This is a genomic window from Arthrobacter sp. Dra40, from assembly GCF_059091905.1.
The window spans coordinates 14073-34995 of record NZ_JBNHHB010000037.1; the positions used below are offsets into that span (position 1 = coordinate 14073).

Annotated in this window: 23 protein-coding genes and 1 riboswitch; of the genes, 18 read left to right on the forward strand and 5 right to left on the reverse strand. The window is 66.2% G+C overall.

Translation table 11 applies throughout. The features are described 5' to 3' along the window. Window positions 1-18: 18 nt before the first annotated feature. Window positions 19-414, reverse strand: a complete 396-nt coding sequence (locus tag AC5RWT_RS16360) for a RidA family protein (protein WP_494081058.1) — start codon at window positions 412-414, stop codon at window positions 19-21. A 164-nt stretch (window positions 415-578) separates the two neighbouring features. Between AC5RWT_RS16360 and AC5RWT_RS16365 the strand changes: the two genes are divergently transcribed. From AC5RWT_RS16365 to AC5RWT_RS16380, 4 genes are all read left to right on the forward strand, one after another. Beyond that, window positions 579-1826 carry a pyridoxal phosphate-dependent aminotransferase gene (locus tag AC5RWT_RS16365; RefSeq protein ID WP_494081059.1) on the forward strand — a complete coding sequence of 416 codons (1248 nt, stop codon included), beginning with the start codon at window positions 579-581 and terminating at the stop codon, window positions 1824-1826. Between the two features lie 320 nt (window positions 1827-2146). Further along, on the forward strand, window positions 2147-2641 hold the full coding sequence (locus AC5RWT_RS16370) for a septum formation family protein (RefSeq protein WP_494081060.1): 495 nt from the start codon (window positions 2147-2149) through the stop codon (window positions 2639-2641). A 100-nt stretch (window positions 2642-2741) separates the two neighbouring features. Further along, a complete protein-coding gene (locus tag AC5RWT_RS16375) occupies window positions 2742-2951 on the forward strand; it encodes a hypothetical protein (protein ID WP_494081061.1) in 210 nt (69 codons plus the stop codon). A 57-nt stretch (window positions 2952-3008) separates the two neighbouring features. Continuing rightward, window positions 3009-3380, forward strand: coding sequence for a glyoxalase superfamily protein (locus AC5RWT_RS16380; protein ID WP_494081062.1), 372 nt, complete (start codon window positions 3009-3011; stop codon window positions 3378-3380). Between the two features lie 54 nt (window positions 3381-3434). Here AC5RWT_RS16380 and AC5RWT_RS16385 read toward each other — a convergent pair whose 3' ends face one another. Then, entirely contained in the window at window positions 3435-5597 is a 2163-nt protein-coding gene (locus AC5RWT_RS16385) for a copper-translocating P-type ATPase (RefSeq protein ID WP_494081063.1), read from the reverse strand. Between the two features lie 678 nt (window positions 5598-6275). On the opposite strand from AC5RWT_RS16385, the gene AC5RWT_RS16390 reads away from it, so the two are divergent. The 5 genes from AC5RWT_RS16390 (at window position 6276) to AC5RWT_RS16410 (ending at window position 8875) form a co-directional block, all read left to right on the forward strand. After that, window positions 6276-6524 carry a hypothetical protein gene (locus AC5RWT_RS16390; RefSeq protein ID WP_494081064.1) on the forward strand — a complete coding sequence of 83 codons (249 nt, stop codon included), beginning with the start codon at window positions 6276-6278 and terminating at the stop codon, window positions 6522-6524. Window positions 6525-6712: 188 nt separating this feature from the next. Continuing rightward, on the forward strand, window positions 6713-7102 hold the full coding sequence (locus tag AC5RWT_RS16395) for a VOC family protein (protein ID WP_494042868.1): 390 nt from the start codon (window positions 6713-6715) through the stop codon (window positions 7100-7102). Window positions 7103-7152: 50 nt separating this feature from the next. Then, a complete protein-coding gene (locus AC5RWT_RS16400; RefSeq protein ID WP_494081065.1) occupies window positions 7153-7449 on the forward strand; it encodes an acylphosphatase in 297 nt (98 codons plus the stop codon). Between the two features lie 29 nt (window positions 7450-7478). Then, entirely contained in the window at window positions 7479-7949 is a 471-nt protein-coding gene (locus AC5RWT_RS16405; protein WP_494081066.1) for a YbaK/EbsC family protein, read from the forward strand. A 383-nt stretch (window positions 7950-8332) separates the two neighbouring features. After that, the gene (locus AC5RWT_RS16410; protein ID WP_494081067.1) at window positions 8333-8875 is read left to right on the forward strand and encodes an AMIN-like domain-containing (lipo)protein; all 543 of its coding nucleotides are present in this window, start codon (window positions 8333-8335) and stop codon (window positions 8873-8875) included. A gap of 112 nt (window positions 8876-8987) precedes the next feature. On the opposite strand, the gene AC5RWT_RS16415 is transcribed toward AC5RWT_RS16410, so the two are convergent. After that, window positions 8988-10895, reverse strand: coding sequence for a penicillin-binding transpeptidase domain-containing protein (locus tag AC5RWT_RS16415; protein ID WP_494081068.1), 1908 nt, complete (start codon window positions 10893-10895; stop codon window positions 8988-8990). A 150-nt stretch (window positions 10896-11045) separates the two neighbouring features. Between AC5RWT_RS16415 and AC5RWT_RS16420 the strand changes: the two genes are divergently transcribed. From AC5RWT_RS16420 to AC5RWT_RS16435, 4 genes are all read left to right on the forward strand, one after another. Continuing rightward, entirely contained in the window at window positions 11046-11972 is a 927-nt protein-coding gene (locus AC5RWT_RS16420) for a diacylglycerol/lipid kinase family protein (protein WP_494042873.1), read from the forward strand. A 199-nt stretch (window positions 11973-12171) separates the two neighbouring features. Then, window positions 12172-12990, forward strand: coding sequence for an amino acid ABC transporter substrate-binding protein (locus tag AC5RWT_RS16425; protein ID WP_494081069.1), 819 nt, complete (start codon window positions 12172-12174; stop codon window positions 12988-12990). A gap of 27 nt (window positions 12991-13017) precedes the next feature. After that, window positions 13018-13683, forward strand: a complete 666-nt coding sequence (locus tag AC5RWT_RS16430; protein ID WP_494042875.1) for an amino acid ABC transporter permease — start codon at window positions 13018-13020, stop codon at window positions 13681-13683. Then, window positions 13670-14470: an amino acid ABC transporter ATP-binding protein gene (locus tag AC5RWT_RS16435; protein ID WP_494081070.1), complete on the forward strand. Its 801-nt coding sequence runs from the start codon at window positions 13670-13672 to the stop codon at window positions 14468-14470. Before AC5RWT_RS16430 ends, AC5RWT_RS16435 begins: the two co-directional genes overlap by 14 nt. Window positions 14471-14495: 25 nt before the next feature. Here AC5RWT_RS16435 and AC5RWT_RS16440 read toward each other — a convergent pair whose 3' ends face one another. After that, window positions 14496-14945 (reverse strand): hypothetical protein, encoded by a 450-nt coding sequence (locus AC5RWT_RS16440; protein ID WP_494081071.1) that lies wholly within the window; start codon window positions 14943-14945, stop codon window positions 14496-14498. Window positions 14946-15220: 275 nt separating this feature from the next. Here AC5RWT_RS16440 and AC5RWT_RS16445 point away from each other — a divergent pair, with 275 nt between their 5' ends. The 4 genes from AC5RWT_RS16445 to AC5RWT_RS16460 all read left to right on the forward strand — a co-directional run bounded on the left by AC5RWT_RS16445 (window position 15221) and on the right by AC5RWT_RS16460 (window position 18074). Then, window positions 15221-15433: a hypothetical protein gene (locus AC5RWT_RS16445; RefSeq protein ID WP_494042878.1), complete on the forward strand. Its 213-nt coding sequence runs from the start codon at window positions 15221-15223 to the stop codon at window positions 15431-15433. 121 nt (window positions 15434-15554) lie between these two features. Then, on the forward strand, window positions 15555-16385 hold the full coding sequence (locus tag AC5RWT_RS16450; protein WP_494081072.1) for an NADPH-dependent F420 reductase: 831 nt from the start codon (window positions 15555-15557) through the stop codon (window positions 16383-16385). A 58-nt stretch (window positions 16386-16443) separates the two neighbouring features. Next, the gene (locus tag AC5RWT_RS16455) at window positions 16444-17313 is read left to right on the forward strand and encodes a prephenate dehydratase (protein ID WP_494081073.1); all 870 of its coding nucleotides are present in this window, start codon (window positions 16444-16446) and stop codon (window positions 17311-17313) included. Window positions 17314-17410: 97 nt separating this feature from the next. After that, window positions 17411-17525: riboswitch (SAM riboswitch) on the forward strand. 42 nt (window positions 17526-17567) lie between these two features. Beyond that, window positions 17568-18074, forward strand: a complete 507-nt coding sequence (locus AC5RWT_RS16460; RefSeq protein WP_494081074.1) for a flavin reductase family protein — start codon at window positions 17568-17570, stop codon at window positions 18072-18074. On the opposite strand, the gene AC5RWT_RS16465 is transcribed toward AC5RWT_RS16460, so the two are convergent. Continuing rightward, window positions 18071-19060 (reverse strand): aldo/keto reductase, encoded by a 990-nt coding sequence (locus tag AC5RWT_RS16465; RefSeq protein ID WP_494081075.1) that lies wholly within the window; start codon window positions 19058-19060, stop codon window positions 18071-18073. The genes AC5RWT_RS16460 and AC5RWT_RS16465 overlap by 4 nt on opposite strands. Window positions 19061-19229: 169 nt before the next feature. Here AC5RWT_RS16465 and AC5RWT_RS16470 point away from each other — a divergent pair, with 169 nt between their 5' ends. Next, window positions 19230-20870 carry an MDR family MFS transporter gene (locus AC5RWT_RS16470; RefSeq protein ID WP_494081076.1) on the forward strand — a complete coding sequence of 547 codons (1641 nt, stop codon included), beginning with the start codon at window positions 19230-19232 and terminating at the stop codon, window positions 20868-20870. Window positions 20871-20923: the final 53 nt, after the last annotated feature.

Here is a 20923-nt window from a genome sequence, read left to right on the forward strand (position 1 = left end):
AGGACTGCAGCCCGCCCGTCAGGACTGCTCCGGGACCTGCGCGAGGGCGTCGATCTCCACCAGCACGCCGGGCCGGGCGGAGCCCACCTGCAGGACGGTGATCGCCGTCGGCACCTGCCCCCAGACCTCGGCCGCGGCGGCGAACCCTTCGTTCGGGTCCTGTCCGGCGGCCAGGTAGATATTCAGCTTGGCGACGTCCTGCTGCGTGGCGCCCGCCTCCTTGAGGACTGCGAGCACGTTGCGCATTGCCTGCCTGGTCTGGCCGGCGAGGTCGTCGCTGACCATTTCGCCGTCGGCATTGACTCCATTCTGGCCGCCGACAACCAGCAGTCGTCCTGGTCCGTCGACGAGCACGCCCTGGGAAAAAGCCGGACTGCGGAACATGCCGGCCGGGTTGATGTGCTTCAGGCTCATGGCGTTCCTCCGTAGATGCTCCGCGTTGAGGTTCATCACGCTAGGCCCTTACGGCATCGGGCACCAGACCTGCCGCCGTCGGGGCGCCCACGCGGCGCTGTGCTGAACACCAGCCGTGTTGAACACCACATGAGCGCTCTGTGCCGGATATGAAAACATAGGGCATGCGTCCGATGCAGCATTCCAGCAAACTCCAGAACGTCCGATACGAGCTCCGCGGCCCGATTTTGCACGCGGCCAAGAAGATGGAAGCCGAGGGCCACCGCATCCTGCGGATGAACCTCGGGGACCCGGCGCCGTTCGGACTGGAGGCGCCGGAGTCGATTGTGGTGGACATGATCCACCACCTGCGCGGGGCCCAGGGCTACAGCGATTCCAAGGGCATCTTTTCCGCCCGCACGGCGATCTCGCAGTATTACCAGACCAAGGGCCTGATGCAGATCGGTGTGGAGGACATCTTCATTGGCAACGGGGTCTCCGAACTCATCTCCATGACGCTGCAGGCGTTCTTGGAGAACGGCGACGAAGTGCTGATCCCCGCACCCGACTACCCGCTGTGGACCGCATCCGTGACCCTCTCCGGCGGCAAGGCCGTCCACTACCTGTGCAACGAAGACAACCACTGGTGGCCGGACATGGCGGACGTCGAAGCCAAAATCACCGAGCGGACCCGCGCGATCGTGCTGATCAACCCCAACAACCCGACCGGCGCCGTCTACCCACGGCACGTGCTGGAGCAGTTCGCGGCACTGGCCCGCAAGCACGACCTGGTGCTGTTCTCCGACGAAATCTACGAAAAGATCACCTACGAGGACGCCGTCCACATCCATACCGCGTCCGTAGCCCCGGACCTGCCGGTGCTCACCTTCAGCGGGCTGTCCAAGGCCTACCGGATGCCCGGTTACCGGGCCGGCTGGGTGGCCATCAGCGGCCCCCGCGCCGAGACCGCCGCGTACCGGGAATCGCTGGAGCTGCTGGCCTCGCTGCGGCTGTGCTCGAACGTGCCGGCGCAGCACGCTATCCAGACCTCCTTGGGCGGCTACCAGTCCATCGCCGACCTGGTGAAGCCCGGTGGACGGCTGCGCGAACAGCGCGATCTGGCCTGCCGGCTGCTCAACCAGATTCCCGGTGTCAGCTGCGTCCCCGCCGCCGGGGCCATGTACCTGTTCCCCAGGCTCGATCCCGCTGTCTATCCCTTCGAGGACGACGAAAAGTTCGTGCTGGACCTGCTGGAGGAGCAGAAGATCCTGGTCTCGCACGGCTCCGCCTTCCATTGGCCCACGCCGGACCATTTCCGCTTCGTGATCCTGCCGTCGGTGGAGGACATCGAAGAAGCGGTGCGCCGCATTTCCTCCTTCCTGGCCATCTACCGGAAGAAGACGGCCGACGCCGCTGCTGCAACCGCCGGGTGATCGCGCCGGCAGTGCGTCGGCATCCCGGATCAAACGGCACTGCCCTGCTAGGCTGCTGACGTTCCGGCTGCCTTCGAATGCGGCCTCAGCGCTGACATCGGGGGACCATGCGGATCCAGCTTTCAGCCGCTTTCGTGGTGATGGGCGGGTTGCTGCTCGCCGGATGTTCGGGGCCTGCTGCACCAGACGCTAGTGCTGCACCTGTTGGAACGGAGAGCACGACGGCGAAGCCGACCGCCGGCAGCGGACCGTCCGGTTCTGCGAGTGGCGTTGCCCCGGTGTCCGGCCGCTTCGCCACTCCTCTGCCGTCCGGTCCCTCGATGGACTCCTCCGCTGAGCCGGAGGTTGCCCTCAGCGAAGAGGACTCCGCGGCCAACGCCGCCTACATTGAGAGCTTCCTGACAGAACAGTGGAAGGCAGGAACCAAGCCGTCGACTTTGAGCGCCGCCCTGCCCGGCGATTGTGTGTTCTTCGACTGGGAGTATTCCTCCGGCCCCACCCAGACTGCCCTGTTTCCCGTGCCCTGCGGCGAGCCACACGAAAGTGAGGTCTTCGGCGTCGTCACCCATGCGAACCAGCCCTTTCCGGGAGAGCCGGCGCTTGCACGCGGTGCCGTCGGGTTGTGCGCCGATTTCCTTGAACGGCACGCTGAGAAGCTGGCTTCCGCTTACAGCTTCAGGGCACTTTCCCCCACGGAAGCTGATTGGAAAGCCGGCGAACGCAGTTCAGTGTGTTTGTACAGCTCGCCGGAGCACTTGTCCGAACGAAGCTACTTCACGAATGAGCGCCACGGCCTAGCACGACGACCTGTGTGAATTCGTCGTAAACATCGGGCCGGTCCTCTTGTGGCCGCCACGGTCCGCCCGCATTGTTGAAGAGAGATGCAACGGCCGATGACCAGCTTGAGGAGCACCAATGCCTGATACCCCGCTCGAAAACTGGGACTTGGTTCCCGGCACCATGGTGGAAGTCCACAAGGACGGAATGATGCTGCGGACCGGACGGATTGATGCGGTAACGCTCGATGCGGACATCGTCTGGCTCGCCAACAACGGCTCACACCCGCGCAGCCTGTTCGAAAAGTCCGAGGGGTACCAGCTCTGCCTGGTAACGGGCAGGCACTGACCGCCACTGCGGCCCCTTCCCTATCCCCCGCGCGGCGCCGGCATTAAGGTGTCCGACATGGAGATGAAACTCGAACTCGTGGCCGTGCCGGTCACCGACGTCGACCGCGCCAAGAGATTCTACGTGGAGCAGGTGGGCTTCAATGCGGACCACGATTACCAGGTGAATCCGGAGTTGCGGTTCGTGCAGCTGACACCGCCTGGGTCCGCTTGCTCCATTGTGATCGGCGACGGCATTACGGAGATGACGCCCGGCTCCCAGCGGGGCCTGCAGATGGTGGTGGCCGACGCAGCGGCCGCCCGGCAGGAACTCATCGGCCGCGGTGTCGAAGCCAGTGACGTGGACGAACAGCCTTGGGGACACTTCGTGTATTTCAGCGATCCGGACGGCAACACCTGGTCGCTGCAGCAACTGCCGCCCAGGGACTGAGCCACCGCGAGCCCAGAGGCGGGCCGGAGTTCGGCCCGCCTGCTGGTTTCGCGGCTATTGCATGTCCGCTGGGTTTAGCGTGATGCGCCGCAGCAACTGGGCATTGAGTGCGACGACGATGGTGGACGCTGACATCAGGATCGCCGCGACCGCCGGAGAGATCGCAACGCCGGCAAAGGCCAGCACCCCGGCGGCGAGCGGGACGGCGATGACGTTATAGCCGGTGGCCCAGACCAGGTTCTGGATCATCTTGCGGTAGCTGGCCCGGGACAACTCGACCATGGACATCACGGCCCGCGGGTCGTTGCCGGCCAGGACAACTCCTGCCGACTCCACGGCAACGTCGGTGCCGGCACCAATCGCTACACCGACCTCGGCTCTGGCCAGGGCCGGAGAATCATTGACCCCGTCTCCGACCATGGCAACCTTCAGTCCGCGGGACTTCAGCTCTCCGACCTTCTTGTCCTTGTCCTGGGGAAGTACCTGGGCGAAGACTTCGTCGATCCCCAGCTCCGCCGCCACCGCATCCGCCACCTGCTGGGCATCGCCGGTGATCATGGCGACCCGGATACCGCGGTCCTGCAGGGCCGCGATGGCTTGGCGGGATTCGGTGCGGACTTCGTCCTCCAAACTGACCGCACCGACGACGCGTCCGTCACTGACAACATGGAGCACCGAGGCTCCTCGTTCCACCCAGGCACGGGTGCGTTCGGCCAGCTCCCGCGGGACTTCCAGGCCCTCGGACGCGAGGAGGTTGGGGCCACCCACGGCGGTGTGGGATCCGTCGACGCGGGCGGTGACACCACGGCCGGTCAGGGACGCGAATCCGGTCGCCGCCGGGATGCTGAGGCCGCGGTCCCGCGCTGCTTTGACGATTGCACGTGCGGACGGATGTTCGCTGTCCGCCTCCACGGCGGCCGCGAGGGCGAGGACCAGGTCTTCTCCGCCATCGGCCGTTGTGGCGACGCCAGTGAGCGCGGGCTGGCCCTTCGTCAGCGTGCCGGTCTTGTCGAACAGCACCACGTCGATGGTGCGCATGCGTTCCAACGCCATCCGGTCCTTGATCAGCACTCCGGCCTTGGCTGCCTGCTCGGTGGAAATCGCGATGACGAGCGGGATCGCCAGGCCCAGCGCGTGCGGGCACGCGATGACCAAGACGGTCACGGTACGGATCACCGCTTCGCTGGGGCTGCCGAGGAACACCCAAGCGATGAAGGTGATGATTCCGGCGCCAAGAGCGAAGTAGAACAGGAAGGCCGCCGCCTTGTCGGCCAGCGCCTGGGCCTTCGAGGACGACGCCTGGGCTTCAGCCACGAGCCGCTGGATGCCGGCGAGGGCAGTATCCGCACCGACTGCCGTCACCTTGATCCGCAAGGAACTGTCGGAGGCGATGGTCCCGGCCACCACCTTCTCCCCGCTGCCGCGCGGTACGGTCTTGGACTCGCCGGTGATCATCGATTCGTCCAGCTCTGCCCGGCCTTCGGCAATTTCGCCGTCCGCCGGCAGGCGTCCCCCGGAGCGGACCAGCACCAGGTCACCGACCGCCAGGTCCGAGATGCGGACCTTTTCCGTTCCCGCCTCGGTGATGCGTTCGGCTTCGTCCGGGAGGAGTTCTGCCAGCGCATCCAGCGCGCCGCGGGCCGAACCGAGCGCCCGCATTTCGATCCAGTGCCCCAGCAGCATGATGACAACCAGCAGGGCCAGTTCCCACCAGAAATCGAGGTTGAAGTTCCCGATGCCCAGCGTGGTAACCCACGAAGCGACGAACGCCACCGAGATAGCCATCGCGATGAGCAGCATCATGCCGGGCTGCCTGCTGCGCAGCTCCGTCCAGCCGCCCTTAAGGAAGGGTGTTCCGCCGTAGAAGAAAATGACGGTGCCCAGAACGGGAGGAATCAACGTCGACCCCGGGAAATCCGGGATTTCGTAGCCGAGCAGATGCGAAAACATCGGGCTGAAGAAGACTACGGGAATCGACAGGGCCAGGCTGAGCCAGAATTTGTTCTTGAACATCGCCGTGCTGTGCCCGGCATGCTGGCCGTGCTGGTGGACCGTGTGCTCGTCGTCGAGAGCCGAATGGACATGCCCGGCGGGCATTGCCTGCCCGTGCGTGCCATGGTCGGGGTGCGAGGCTTCCGAAACCGGTGTGTGGCGGCTGCTGTGGCCGGACGCCGAATTGCTTTGGCTTTGGCTGTGGCTTTGCTGATCGTGGTTCATGGTGGGGTCTCCTCTGCCCGGCAGCTTAGACCGCGCCGGCAAACTCGTATCCTGCTTCCGCTACTGCCTGCTAGAGGGCTCGGATGCTGAACCCAGTTGGGCTGTAGACTGCCGGGCCTGCGGACTCGTTGAGCAACGGCAGAGAGGTTTGGGCCGATGTGCCACACATGCTGATCTCCTCGTGAACAGACTCGAGACGCGACATCGGCCAAGGATTCCTGCAGGAGGGCCTTGCGCCGTGCGCTTGTGTGGACCTTCAGGGCGTAGCGACGAAGAGCGGTCGGACGCCGGTTTCCGGTATCGCCAAATTATACCCCCTGGGGGTATATGTCAAGTCCGCCCCCGTCGGGGGCAAGCGGCGCGGAGCGCGCAGCAGTAAAACGAAATATCTTTGCCTGCAGCGGAATAAACCCGATTGACGGCCCGTTCTATTGGGTGAAACTGCGAACGGATTATCGAGGGATCAGCATGTTTGGAGCAGGAGATCAGCGGAGAAGTTCTCTCCCGCGCCCTGCCGCCTTGCTCCCCCGCCCCCATTGCTAGCGCTTTCTCCGGCCGATATGAACCGGTTTTTTGCCTAACCCGCAGTCCCCGAACGTTGCCGCGGCAGGCCGGCCTCACAGCTGGTCCGGCCTACTACGGCACCCCTTTTCCCGCCCGCTACACAGGAGGTCATGTATGACACTATCCACCACAGGTCAGTCCCCACTGGTCAGTTCCACTCCCACCCGGATCCGCAACCTCGGGCATCTGCGCCGTGGCGATTCGGTCGAGGCCCGCATGGACAACGCCGTCCAGTACCGTGGTCGCGTCGACCGCACCGCCCCGGGGGTCGGCCTGGTCTGGATCCGCGACGCCGACGGTTCACGGCGCGCCATCAGCACCCAGGACTGCACGGTCTGGCGTTTGCCTGACCAGCAGCCGTAAAGAGCAGCACCACCATCCCACGGGCGGACGACGCCGGCACCCATCGAAGTGCCGGATCGTCCGTTACTGCTTTAACGCGCCATGGCTGCTTGAGGAGGAGCTTGTCCAACAGTGGGGCGCGGAGTTGAATAGAGCCGGAACCGCCGGACGGGACACGGGAGGTCCGGCGCCGCACATCGGAGAGCCTCATGGCAGTCGCGTTCAACCACACCATTGTGTATGCCGCGGACAAGAAGGCGTCGGCTGAATTCTTTGCGGAAATCTTTGGACTCGGTCCGCCGCAGCCGATGTTCGGATACTTCATGACGGTCGCGCTGGAGGGCGGCGTGGCGCTGGACTACGCCGCCGCAGACGGGAGCGTCCAGCCCCAGCACTACGCCTTCCTGGTCAGCGAAGACGACTTCGACGGAATCTTCGCCCGCATCCAGTCGGCTGGAATTGACTACTGGGCCGACCCAGCGAGGAGCCGGCCCGGGCAAATCAACCACAACGACGGCGGCCGCGGCGTCTACTTCACCGATCCGTCCGGCCATTTTCTGGAGGCAATCACCCGCCCCTACGGTTCCGGCACCGCCTGAGGCGAGGCGCCGCCGTCGTACGCTGGACACACATCCGTGAGGAGCGACGCATGGACGAACAACACGGGACAAGCCGGAACGTCCGCCTCAGCGCTACCGTGAGCGGACGGGTCCAGGGCGTGGGCTTCCGCTACTGGACCCGTGACCAGGCCGAGCAGTTGGGGCTGGTCGGATCCGCGGTGAACCAACCCGACGGAACCGTCGGCGTGGTGGCCGAGGGTCCGCGGGATGCGGTGGAGCAACTGGTGGCCGCACTCGAATCCGGCAGCACGCCGGGCCGGGTCAGGGCCGTTGAAACAAGCTACGCGGCCGCGACGGGCGGGCTCAGCGGCTTCGATGTGGCCTGAGGCTCCGGCTCCGTGGGTACGATCGGGTCATGAATAACCCAGTAGCCGCCGTCAGGACCGCCTTGGTGGAACGCGGCGTCGCGGATACCGTCACGGTGTTAGACGACGAAGTTCCCACCGCCGCGGACGCGGCCAGGGTGCTGGACTGCGATGTGGCGGCCATCGCCAACAGCCTGGTGTTTGATTCCGGCGGCAGCCCGCTGCTGATCCTGGCCAGCGGAGCCGCACGGGTGGACACCAAGCTGGTGGCGGCCGCGCTGGGAATGGACCGCATCCGGCGGGCGGATGCGGACTTCGTCCTCACGCATACCGGCCAAGCCATCGGCGGCGTGGCGCCGGTGGGACACCCCGAGCCGATCCGCACCGTGCTGGATCGGTCCCTGGCCGGCCATCCCGTGCTGTGGGCCGGCGCCGGTGATCATCGTGCCATGTTCTCGATCGGCTTCGACGACCTGCGCCGGATCACGTCGGCCGTGGTGATGGACGTCAGGTCGGACTGACCAGGCTTCCCTGTCGGCGGCCGTAGCCCCTCCGCCCGGGCGATGTGTCGTTTAAATCGGCCAGCCCCGCGGCGTGTTCACGCGGGGCTGGCACTTTGGGGGATTCGCCGGCCCGATATTATGGGGGTCCGGAACCGGCTAACGCTGAAAGTATGCCACTCGTCGTGCGCTAATTACAGCCTTGTAATTAATATTACGAAACGGCGTAAGGGTCCGGTTCCCGGTGGGGGCGGGCCAAACGGGCCGGTCACCGGAAGATCAAGGAAACGCCGGCGGAAACAGTGCGCCGTAACGGTTTCAGCGTCATCTCAGAATGGCCGGGTCCGGCGGTGGAAAACGCTTTTATCCTGAGTGCATCTCTTACCGATGAAAGGCGGTGTGCCATGAGGAAATTCCCCACATGGCTTTCCGTGATCCTGTTGGTCCTTGGGCTGGGATTGGTGGCGCCGGGCCCTGCGGCGGCAGCCCCTTACTGCGGGATTTCCTGGGGATCGGGGGCAAAATCCGTGCCCGGGAGCACCACCGCCCCGATCACCAATGTCCGCACCGGGCGGCACACCTGCTACGACCGCATGGTCATCGACCTCCGCGGTGATGTTGCCGGCTACTCCGTTCGTTACGGAACGGTGCGGGCGCAGGGCTCCGGCCGCGTGATCCCGCTGCGCGGCGGCGCGGATCTGGCCGTGGTGGTCAAGGCACCGGCCTACAACTCCCGTGGCCGCGCCACCTACCAGCCCGCCAACCCGAAGGAACTGGCCAACATCCGTGGTTACACCACCTTCCGCCAGCTCGCTTGGGGCGGAAGCTTCGAAGGTTACACCACCATCGGCTTGGGCGTGCGCGCCCGGCTGCCGTTCCGGGTCTTCACCCTGGACGGCCCGGGCAACATGTCCCGGCTGGTGGTCGATGTTGCCCACCGTTGGTAGGCGGAACCGCACAGAGCGGGCGGCCTCGCCGGCCTGCCGCTGACGACGGCGGTGCTCCCCTTCAAGTGCCGAACACGCACCTGAAGGGGGCATCGCCGTCGTTAGGTGATGCCTAGCGGGCAGCGGCTTCCAAGAAGGCCTCGGCCAGCGGGCCGGCCGTCTCAGCGCCGAGCTTGCCGTCCTCCACGAACACCGCAATGGCAAGGTCGCCATGGCCGGCGATCACCCAGGAGTGGGTCTGCGGCGGATTTTCGGAGCCGTACTCGGCGGTCCCAGTCTTGCCGATCGCGGGCTTGCCGGGCAGGTCCGTCAAGTTGGCCAAGTACCCGTCCACCACGGCCGAGCGCATCATGGTGCGCAGCTGCTCGGCCTCCTTCTCGGTCAGCTTCGGCACGTCCGGGAGCTTGGCCTCAGGATCGTGTCCGTCCACCAACGTGGGCACCACAAATCCGCCTTTCACCACGGCCGCCATCATGGTGGCGAGGGACAGCGGCGACGTTTGCACGCGGGACTGGCCGATCATCGAGGCGGCATGCGCGGTGCCCTCGGAGTCTTCGCGCGGCACGGTGCCCAAGAAGGCCTCGATCCCGGGGTTGGCCGTCATGCCGACGCCCAGGGCACCGGCGGCGTCCGCGAGCTGGTCCTGCGAGAGCTTCTGGTGTTCGGAGATGAACGCCGTATTGCAGGAGTGGGCGATGGCCTCGGTCAAGGTGATCTTGCCGGTGAAGGCCGCCGGGTAGCTGTCCGCGTTCTCGAAGGTGCGGCCATCCACCACCAGGTCCGGATCGCAGGTGACGGTGGAATCCGGGGTCATGCCGTTGCGCAGCAGGCCCAGTGCCGTGGCGATCTTGAAGGTGGAACCGGGCGCGTACTGGCCCAGGAACGCGGTGTTGTAGCCTTCGCTGTCCGGCCCGTTGGCGGCCGCGAGGACGGCGCCCGTGGACGGCCGCAGCGCCACGATCGAACTTGGTGATTTGACGTCGGCCAGAATGTCCTCGGCAGCGGACTGCAGGTCGGGCACCAGCGTGGTCTTCAGGTTCTTGCCGTCGGCCGGGTCCTGGTGGAACAGCTGGCGGCTCGGCGCCTCGGTGCCTTCTTCGGCCGGCTGCGCGACGGCGGACACCGTAACTCCCGGGGTGCCGGAGAGCTCCTTGTTGAAGGCCGCCTGCAGCCCGGAAGAGCCGACCGTCTCGCCCGCCACCACCTTGCCTTCGGACTTCTCGATGTCCTCCGCCGTGGCTTCCCGGACGGAGCCCAGCACCGGCCCGGCGAAGGTGCGGCTGGGCGCCAGCGGGATCTGGTCGTCCACGGCCAGGAAGCCGTCGATGTCCTCCAGTTTCCCCTGGTTTAGTTCCTTGAAGGCGCCCTCGCGAAGGGTAATTGCGTCAACGAAGGCCTCGGGACCGTAGGCAGCAACCTTCTTCGCGTAACCAGCGACGTCAACGTCCACCAGCGCTGCCAGCTCCCGGGCGGAGTCCTCGGCGGCTGATTTGTCTAGCCCGGCCTTGTCGATCCCGACAATCTTGACCGGGCGGTTCTTGACGATCGCGTCGCCGTCGGCGTCGAGGATCTGGCCGCGCTGCGGCTCTTTGGTGGCCAGCACCAGCCGCTCGCCCTCAGCCAGCGAGGGTTCGAGGACCTCCGGTGTCCACCGCACCTGCCAGCGGTCGTCCGCATAGTGCAGGTCCGCCGTGGTGGTGTAGCTCCAGCCCTGTTCCGAGTCCGGCACCGGCCAGTCATAGGAAAGAGTGGCGCGGAAGAGGTTGGATTCGACTTCTTCGACGCCGGTCACCGTGACGTCGGGCTGCCACTCGTCCATATCCTTGGTTAGCGCGGCGAGCTGCTCCTGCACCTGGGCCCCGGTGGCATCGGCGAACGCCACCGTCGAGACGTCTTTGGCGGTCAGCCCCTCGGCCAGCGCCTGGGCGGTTGGGTCCGGCGATTCCCGCTCGGGAGCACAAGCAGCCACCGCCACCGTCAGCAGCAGGGCCATGATGAGTGCAAGTGCGCGCCGAAGCATTCTTCTCCTGGATCCGGGATTGTCCAGTTTGAACTTATAATCGCCCCGAGGCGATGTCGAGCCGACGGCGTCCGGTGAATCCTGCTTGAATGGGTTTCGTCGGGTTGCAAGGCCACGGCGCCGGCCGGACAGGACCCAGATAAGGACATCATGACCGAATTCGCTCCCTCAGGCTCCCGCCGTGCCGCGGTGGTCTGGAATCCATCGAAGAAGTTCAGCTTTGATCTAGTGGCGCTGGTCGAGGATGCGTGCGCCGAAACCGGCTGGCAGCCGCCGCTGTGGATGGAGACCACACTGGAGGATCCCGGTGCCGGACAGACGCAGGAGGCGATGGATGCCGGAGTCGATCTTGTCATCGCCGCCGGCGGTGACGGCACCGTGCGGCGCGTGGCCGGGCGGCTGGCCGGAACGGATACGCCGCTGGGCGTGATCCCGCTGGGCACCGGCAACCTGCTGGCGCGCAATCTGGACCTGCCGGTGGACGACCCGGAGACCGCGGTGCGCATCGCGTTGGCCGGTCGCGAGCGGCAAATCGACGCCGTGCTGGCCACGGTGGACGGCTCGGGCAGCGGTGCGGTGTTCCTGGTCATGGCCGGACTCGGCTTCGACGCCGCCGTCATTGGCGGCACGGATGACGGGCTCAAGGACCGAATCGGCTGGCTCGCCTACGTGGAGGCAGGTTTGCGCAATCTCCCTGGCAAACCGGTCCGTGCCACGCTCTCCATCGACGGCGGCAAACCCATCACCCTTCGGATGCGCAGCGTGATGGGCGGTAACTGCGGCAAGATCCAGGGCGGATTCGAGATGTTCCCCGGCGCGGAGATCGATGACGGGCTGTTGGACATCATGACCATTTCTCCGCGCGGCCGGCTCGGCTGGCTCGGCGTGCTGGCCGGGCTCGCCAAGCGCGGCCGGAGCGTGGACCCGTCGGTGGACTACTACCAGGGCAAGGAAGTGGTGATCACCGCCGGCCGGCCGCAGGAGATGCAGTTGGACGGGGACCACATTGGCCTGGGTTCCCGGCTCTCCATGCGCGTTGATCCGGGCGCCCTGCGGGTCCGGGTGGCGGCTGACTGACCGAAGGACGACGGCGGTGCGTGCCGCCAAGTGACGGCGCGGCAGCGTGCCGCCGCCCCGGGCAGCGTGCGCCTGCTCACAGTACCGACACAGTTCGGAACATATCTTGAGGTGGCCGTTGTTGTACGTGCTAGCGTTCAGCGTCCGCCGGCCATCCCACCGGCAGGCTTACCGTCCTAGACCACAAGGAATTTCCACCATGATTCGTCGTCGTTTGTCCGTACTCGGTGCCGCCGCAGCTGCCGCCCTAGTGCTGGCCGGCTGCAGCACCTCCGCGCCGTCGGAGTCTCAGCCGTCGACCTCCGCCGCAGCCAGTTCGCTTCAGGAGATCCAAGACGCCGGCGCGATCACCGTGGGCACCGAGGGCACCTACCGCCCGTTCAGCTTCCACGAGGGCGGCAACGGCGAACTGACCGGTTACGACGTCGAGATCGTCGAGGCCGTAGCGGAGAAACTGGGCGTGGACGTGAAGTTCGAGGAGACCCAGTGGGACGCCATCTTCGCCGGCCTTGATGCCGGCCGGTTCGACGTGATCGCCAACCAGGTCTCCATCAACGAAGATCGCCAGGCCAAGTACGACTTCTCCGTCCCCTACACGGTGAGCACCGGCGTCGTCGTGGTGAAGAGCGATAATAGCGATATTGCCTCGCTGGCCGATCTGAAGGGCAAGACCAGCGCGCAGTCGCTCACCAGCAACTGGTATAAGCTCGCCGAGCAGGCCGGCGCCAAGGTCCAGTCGGTCGAGGGCTGGGCGCAGGCCGTTTCGCTGCTGGAGCAGGGCCGCGTGGACGCCACCGTCAACGACAAGCTCACGTACCTGGATTACCAGGCCAGCCATGACAACAAGGACATCAAGGTGGCCGCGGAAACCGATGAAGAGTCGCAGAGCGCCTTCACCTTCCGGAAGGGCAGCGAGGACCTGGTGGAGGCGTTCGACAAGGCGCTCGGTGAGCTGCGCGAGGACGGCACGCTGGCCAAAATCTCCGAGAAGTACTTCGGCGCAGACGTCACCAAGTAAACAGGAGCAAGACGCTAACGTAGCCGTATGAACATCGACTGGGAGCTGCTGCGCAGTTCGTTCTGGCCTATTGTCCAGGGCGGGCTGACCGGCACCATCCCGCTGTCGCTGGCCAGTTTCGCCATTGGCTTGGTCCTGGCGCTCATCCTCGCGTTGATGCGGATCGGCGGCAACCGGATCTTGGCCGGGGCCGCCCGGGCCTACATCTCGGTCATCCGCGGCACTCCGCTGCTGGTGCAGCTGTTCGTGATCTTCTACGGCCTGCCGACCATCGGCGTGGTGCTCCAGCCGTGGCCCAGCGCGATCATCGCATTCTCGATGAACGTGGGCGGCTATGCGGCAGAGGTGATCAGGGCCGCGATCCTGTCCGTGCCGAAGGGCCAGTGGGAAGCCGGACACACCATCGGCATGGCCCGCACCACCACGCTCCGGCGCATCGTCCTGCCGCAGGCGGCCCGGGTCTCCGTGCCGCCGCTGTCCAACACCTTCATTTCGCTGGTCAAGGACACGTCCCTCGCCTCGCTGATCCTGGTCACCGAAGCGTTCCGGGTAGCCCAGGAGATCGCCGCCTTTAGCCAGGAATTCCTGCTGCTGTATATGGAGGCCGCGGCGGTCTACTGGGTGTTCTGCCTGGTCCTGTCCGCCGGACAGACCCGACTGGAGAAGAGGCTGGACCGCTATGTCGCCCACTGATGTGCCGCCCGCCGGGCCTTCCGACGCCGACGGCGGTCCGGTGCTCTCCGTTGAGGGACTGCGCAAGTCCTTCGGCAGCAACCAGGTGCTGACGTCCATCGACCTGGCGGTGAAGACCGGAGGTGTGCTGGCGCTGATCGGCCCCTCCGGTTCCGGCAAGACCACCGTGCTGCGGTGCTTGAACGGCTTGGAAATTCCCGACGGCGGACGGGTCGCCTTCGCGGGCGGACCCGCCGTCGATTTCGGCTCGCCGGTGAGCCGCAAGCAGATCTCCGAGCTGCGGGACCGCAGCGCCATGGTGTTCCAGCACTACAACCTGTTTCCGCACATGACCGTGCTGCAGAACATCATCGAGGGCCCTGTCCAGGTCCAGAAGCGGCCCCGGGCCGAGGCAGTACGTGAGGCCATGTCGCTGTTGGAACGCGTGGGGTTGACCGGCAAGGAAGACCAGTACCCGCACCAGCTCTCCGGCGGCCAGCAGCAGCGGGTCGGCATTGTCCGGGCGCTGGCCCTCAAACCCTCGCTGCTGCTCTTCGACGAGCCGACCTCGGCGCTGGACCCCGAACTGGTGGGCGACGTGCTGCACGTGATCAAAGAACTGGCCGACGAAGGCTGGACCATGGCCCTGGTGACCCACGAGCTGGCGTTCGCCCGGGAGGTGGCCAGCGAAGTGGTGTTCATGGACGGCGGCGTGGTGGTGGAACGCGGCCACCCCGATCAGGTGCTGCGCGAGCCGCAGGAAGAGCGCACCCGGCAGTTCGTCCACCGGCTGCTGAACCCTTTCTAGGCCAAATAGTCGACGACGGCTGCCGCTACCGGCCGGTCTGCGAGGGCCCGCGCCTCGGCATCGGCGGGATGCCCGTGGTGGGGATTCCCGCGCCGTGTGAATGAGGGCATTCGTGGCCCTGAACCCGTTCGTGGCCCTGAACCGGCGCCGCCGGCAACGGCGCAGAGTGCGGTGCCGCCGGGCTCCCCGGGTGCAGCGTCCGGAACCAGCCGTCGTACCGCTGGTCGGCACGCTTCACGGCGCGGGAAACCCCTGCCGTCAGCAGCACAAAGCCGGCAATCGAAACCATCGCGAACAGCACCGCAAAGCCGGTGTAGACGTCCGCGTCAGAGCTGTAGAACACGCTGGTGGCGTCCAGGAAGGACTCGCGGACCGCCGAGGCCGACATCCATCCGCTCAATGCACCTCCTGCAACGAAGAGGACGATGCCCCATACGGTCAGGCCGGCAGCTGAAGGGATGTGGCGGTAGCTCATGCTTCCCACTATCGGCAGCCCGCCCCGTAACGTCTGCCCCCGCTACGTATTCTTCGCCACACTCCTCTGGCGCCGATCCCCGCCAAACCCGCGCCAGCGGTACTAAGTCGCGAGAGGAGTGTTGTCCGCCACGCCGCTTGAAAATTCATCTGATGTCCATTGGAATGGCACAATGTAAACCTCCATGCACCGTTCCGCATGGGCACCACGTTCCGGCCGCAAGCTACCGTTTTCTTTCTCCTCTGCGGCAGCCTCCGGTCACGAAAGGCAGAACCATGGCCACGACTTTGGCTACCAAGTCTTTGACGGCACAGACGGCCTCCGAGGCCCACGATCTACTCAATGCTGCGGTGGAAGAATTGCAGAAAATCGCCGCCCTCGACGGCGATTGCGGCATACTGGTCACCCGCACCGGCCCCGGGCAGTTCACCGTGGAACTGAGCGACGAGGTGCCCTACGGCATCACCCAGGAATCCCACCTCGACTAGGACCCGCTACACCGGCTGAGGCCACCAGCACTATCCCGCTGCAAGCCTTGACCCCCGGTGCCATGCTGCTACCGTTTCGCTCGTACGTTCAGGCATTCCGGCAGATCTGAGGAGCGTTCCCGTGGCAAACGTCAGCATCATCGGTACCGGCAAGATGGGCCAGGCCATCTCCAGCGTGGTCAGCAAAGGCGGAAACGTGGTCGAGACGTTCGGCCACGATGACACCAGACCCGTAACCGGCGACATTGTTGTCCTCGCAGTGCCGTACCCCGCCCTGTCCGACATCGTCCGCAACCGCGGCGATCAGTTGGCGGGAAAGGTGGTCGTCGACATCACCAACCCGGTGAACTTTGAAACCTTCGACTCGCTCACCGTGCCCTCTGATAGCTCGGCGGCAGCCGAACTCAGCGCCTCGCTGCCGGACTCGCGCGTGGTCAAGGCCTTCAACACCACCCTCGCCGCCACGTTGTCCTCCGGGACCGTCGGCGGCCTGCCCACCACCGTGCTCATGGCCGGGGACGACGCCGCGGCCAAGTCCCAGCTGGCCGAGGTGGTCACCGCCGCCGGGCTGAAAGCCATCGATGCCGGCGCGCTGTCCCGGGCCCGGGAACTCGAGGCCCTCGGATTCCTGCAGATCTCCTTGGCTGCCGCCGAGAGCTCCCGTGGACCGGAGGCTTCGGCGTCGTCGCCTGACCATACGCGGGTTCGGCCCTACCGCCGCCCGGACCGCCTGGCTGCAATCGCCATCCCCGCCAGCACTCCGGCGCCGATAATCAGCAGCACGGACACCACGATCAGCGCAGGCATGATGTCCAGCCCCATGATGGACGGCATCACCGTCAGGCTGACGGCGAAGAGCGCGACGACGGCAGCAGCGAGCCAGAGGGCAACGGCACGGGGGTTGGATCCTTCCACGCCCTCCACTCTATCGGCGCGTCGCTCCGCTTTATGACGCCGGCCGGAGCCCGCCGAATAAAGCCCCGGGCTGTCCCGGTGGGATAATTTCGCCCATGGCTCCAGCAATCGCGTACCAAGGTGAACCCGGCTCGAACTCGCATATGGCATGCCTTGAGGTCCGGCCCGGCTGGGACGCGGTGCCGTGCGCCAGCTTTGAAGACGCCTTTGCCGCCGTCACGAGCGGCGAGGCCGACCTGGCCATGATCCCCATTGACAACTCGATCGCTGGCCGGGTGGCGGACATCCATGCCCTGCTGCCCAGGACCACGCTGCAGATCGTGGAGGAATTCTTCCTGCCCATCCGCTTCAGCCTGCTCGGCATTCCGGGGGCCACGGTGGAACAGGCCCGTGAAGTGCACAGCCACATCCATGCCTTGGGACAGTGCCGCAAGCTGATCCGCAGGTTGGGACTGACGCCGGTCATCGCTGGTGATACCGCCGGCTCGGCCCGTGAAGTTGCTGAGTGGAACGATCCCACCAAGGTCTCGCTGGCGCCGCCGATGGCCGCCGAGCTTTACGGCTTGCAAGTCTTCGCCGAGAAAGTGGAAGACGACCCAACGAACACCACCCGGTTTGTGGTGCTGGCCGACCGACGGCCCGTCCCCAGCCGCGAGGAGTTGCCCGGTCCCGCCGTGACCAGCTTTGTGTTCCGGGTGCGGAACGTTCCCTCGGCACTGTACAAGGCGCTCGGCGGGTTCGCGACCAACGGCATCAACATGACCCGACTGGAGAGCTACATGGTCGGCGGCGAATTCGCGGCCACCATGTTCATGGTGGACGTCGAAGGCCATCCGGAGGACCAGTCAATGGTCCATGCCTTCGAGGAACTGGAATTCTTCACCACAGAAATCCGGATTCTGGGCGTCTATCCTGCCCATCCCTTCCGGCTGAACCGCGGCGCGGAACAGCCGGCCGACGCCTGAGGCAGCGGAGTCCGGGCCAATGCCTGGCCCACGGAGTTTTTAACGAACTGTTACCCGCGTTTGACCTGGGTCACGTCCCGCTCTTACCTTGGAAATGAATCACGAGCGCCAACTTCACAGCCCTGGCTAGTTGGCCGGCAACCCTCTACCGTAGCGGGGTGCTCCAGGTGATGATTCGGCCAGCCGGGTTTGTCGGCAGGCAAGTACGCGTATCCTTCGGCAGCAGCGGATGCGCCTGAGCTTCAAGGATGGCCATGTCCCTGCACAACGACTTGACCCCGAACACCCTTCGCTCCGCCTTCGGGCGCTTTCCCTCCGGGATCGCAGCGCTCTGCGCCGTCATCGACGGCAAGCCGCAAGGCATCATCGCCTCCTCCTTCACCGTGGGCGTTTCGCTGGAGCCGCCGCTGGTGATGTTCGCCGTCCAGAACACCTCCCGGACCTGGCCGCTGGTCCGCCAGTCCGGTCGGATCGGCGTTTCGGTGCTGAGCACAGAGCACGACGGCGTCTGCCGCCAGATTGCTTCCAAGAACGGCGACCGCTTCGCCGGGCTGAGCCTGCACCGCACCGATCAGGACGCACTGTTCCTCAACGAGGCAGCGCTGTGGCTGGATTGCTCGGTATATCAGGAGTTCCCGGCCGGCGACCACCACGTGGTGCTGCTGGAGGTACACGCACTGAGCACGCACGACGGCGCGCACGAACCGCTGGTCTTCCACGACTCCGCGTTCCGCAGGCTGGTGCAGCCCGCGTTCGTCTAGGGCAGCGGGCGCCCTCGCGCCGCCACCCACAGCGTGTACCATTCCTGCCGGGTCATCGCGGCGCCGATCTCCTCGGCCTGGGCGCAGGCCTTGATCCGATCCGGATTGCTGGTACCCACGACCGGGCGGATTTTGGCCGGATGGCGCAGCAGCCAGCCCAGCACCACCGCTTCCTGCGTGCAGCCCTTGTCCCGGGCCAGCTCGGAGACCAAAGCCGCCGCCGCCCCATCCGCGGCGCCCTCGCCGCCGTCGCCAGCGGCGCCCTCGTCGCCGGCACCCGGCTCCGCCGGCCGGCCGCTGTAGCGGCCCCGTGCCAGCGAGCCCCAGGCCTGCAGTTCCACCGCGTGGGCAGCGCAATACTCCAGGGTGCCGTGCGGGAAACTGACGGCCGCGCCTTGCGGGTGGTTGACCAGCACGCCTGATTCAAGCCAGTCCCGCCGGTACAGGCTCATTTCCAGCTGGTTCACTGCGAGCGGCTCGTCAAGCGCCGCCTGCAGCCACCTCATCTGCTCGCCGGACATGTTCGAGACACCCAGGCGGCGGACCTTTCCGGCCAGCCGGAGGCCGCTGAACGCCTCGGCAATCTCTTCAGTCGGGGCCAGCGGATCCGGCCGGTGGATCAGCAGCGTGTCCAGGTGATCGGTGTGCAGGCGGCGCAGGCTTTCCTCGGTGCCGGCCACGATCGCCGCGCGGGATGAGTCGTACTGGCCGACCAGTCCGGGAACCGGCAGCCGGATGCCGCATTTGCTCTGCAGCTGGATGGTTTCCCGGAGTTCCGGACGCTCGGCCAGCACCCGGCCGAAGGCCGCCTCCGCCTTGCCGTGGGCGTAGATGTCGGCGTGGTCGAAAATCCTGATGCCAATGTCCAGCGCCGCCTCCACGGCGGCGTGGGCCGCGGCGACGTCGGCCGCCTCCAGCGGCCCGCTCCCCCAGCCACCGCCCAGACCCATGCTGCCAAAGATCAGGCGGGATCCGGCGTCGTCCATTGGTGTGTCCCTTCGCTGGGCAGGCTTCCAGCGTACGTCAGCGCCGTGCCGATTCCAGGGGTTGTGCCGCCCCGCCGACGGCAGTACGGTAACAGTCGCGGGGCGGGATAGCGTCCCCAGGCAACCACCAACAGGCCGCCTGCGCCACCGCACCGCCAGGAAGTTGACCATGGCAGTTCCTCCCAGCCCAGACCGCGGCCCTCACCAGCCGTCCGGTCCTTCAACTGCACCGGTTTCCGCACGCACGGATCAGGACCGGACCCCAACCCCGGACGGCGCGGCCGCTGCGCAGCCCCGGATCACGGTGGTGTTCCTGGGACTGATGCTCACCGTGCTGCTGGCCGCACTGGACCAGACCATCGTGGCGACGGCGCTGCCCACCATCGTCGGGGACTTGAACGGGCTGGAGCACATCTCCTGGGTGATCACCGCCTACATTCTGGCCGCCACCATCGGGCTGCCGATCTATGGCAAGCTCGGCGACCTGTTCGGACGCAAGAGCATCTTCATCTTCGCGATCGCGGTGTTCCTCGGCGGTTCGATGCTCTCCGGCATGGCCCAGAGCATGCCGCAGCTGATCGCCTTCCGCGCCATCCAGGGGGTGGGCGGCGGCGGGCTGATGATCGGCGCGCAGGCCATCATCGGCGACCTGGTCTCGCCACGGGAGCGGGGCAAGTACATGGGCCTGATCGGGGCCGCCTTCGGCCTCGCCTCGGTCAGCGGTCCGCTGCTGGGCGGCTTCATCACCGACCATTGGAGCTGGCGCTGGGTCTTCTACATCAACCTGCCGCTTGGTGCCGCGGCGCTGACCGTCATCACCACCACCCTGCACCTGCACAAACCGGGCGGGCCCCGGCCCAAGCTGGACTATCTGGGCACCTTCCTGCTGGCGGTCGCCAGTGCGGCGGTCATCCTGTTCACCAGCTGGGGCGGGACCACCTATCCCTGGGACAGTCCGGTGATCATCGGACTGGGCGTGCTCACCGTGGTCGCCTCGGTGTTGTTCGTGCTGGCCGAGCGCCGGGCCGTGGAACCGGTGCTGCCGCTGCGGCTGTTCCGCGACCGGGACTTCACGCTGCCCACCCTGATGGGCGTGTGCGTGGGCATCGCGATGTTCTCGACGATCGCCTATTTGCCGACCTTCCTGCAGATGGTCAACGGCGCCAGCGCCACCGAGTCGGGCCTGATGATGGTCCCGATGACGGCGGGCATGGTGGGAGCCACCACCACCACCGGCCAACTGGTGAGCCGCACCGGCCGCTACAAGATCTTCCCGATCATCGGCACCATCCTGATCGCGGCCGGTCTGGTCATGCTCTCGCAGATCTCCGACACCACCCCGTACGCGTTCACCGCCGCCGGCATGCTGGTGCTCGGGCTGGGGCTGGGTTCCATCATGCAAAACCTGGTGCTGATCGTGCAGAACAGCGTCCGGCGCCGGGATCTGGGTACGGCCACCTCGGCCACCAACTACTTCCGCCAGATCGGCGCCACCTTCGGCATCTCGCTGTTCGGCGCCATTTTCATCAGCCGCCTGACCGAGGAATTTTCGACGGCGCCGACCGGTCTCGTGACGACGATAGGTTCCGGCGGCGGCCAGAGCTTCAGTTCGCTCGGCCCCGCAGTGCTCAAGTCGTTGCCGGTCCCGGCCCAGGAGTTCATCGCGCATGCCTTCGCCCAGGCGCTGCCGCCGATCTATCTTTACGCGGTGCCGATCGTGCTTGCTGCGTTGGTGCTCGCGTGCTTCGTCAAGGAGATCCCGCTCTCGGAGGAAGTGGGCACCCCGGCGAGCCGGGACCGGCAAGAATGAGCCGGCGTGGGCGGCCGGGCGATGGGCGGCCATAGCGATAGGCCGGTAGTGCG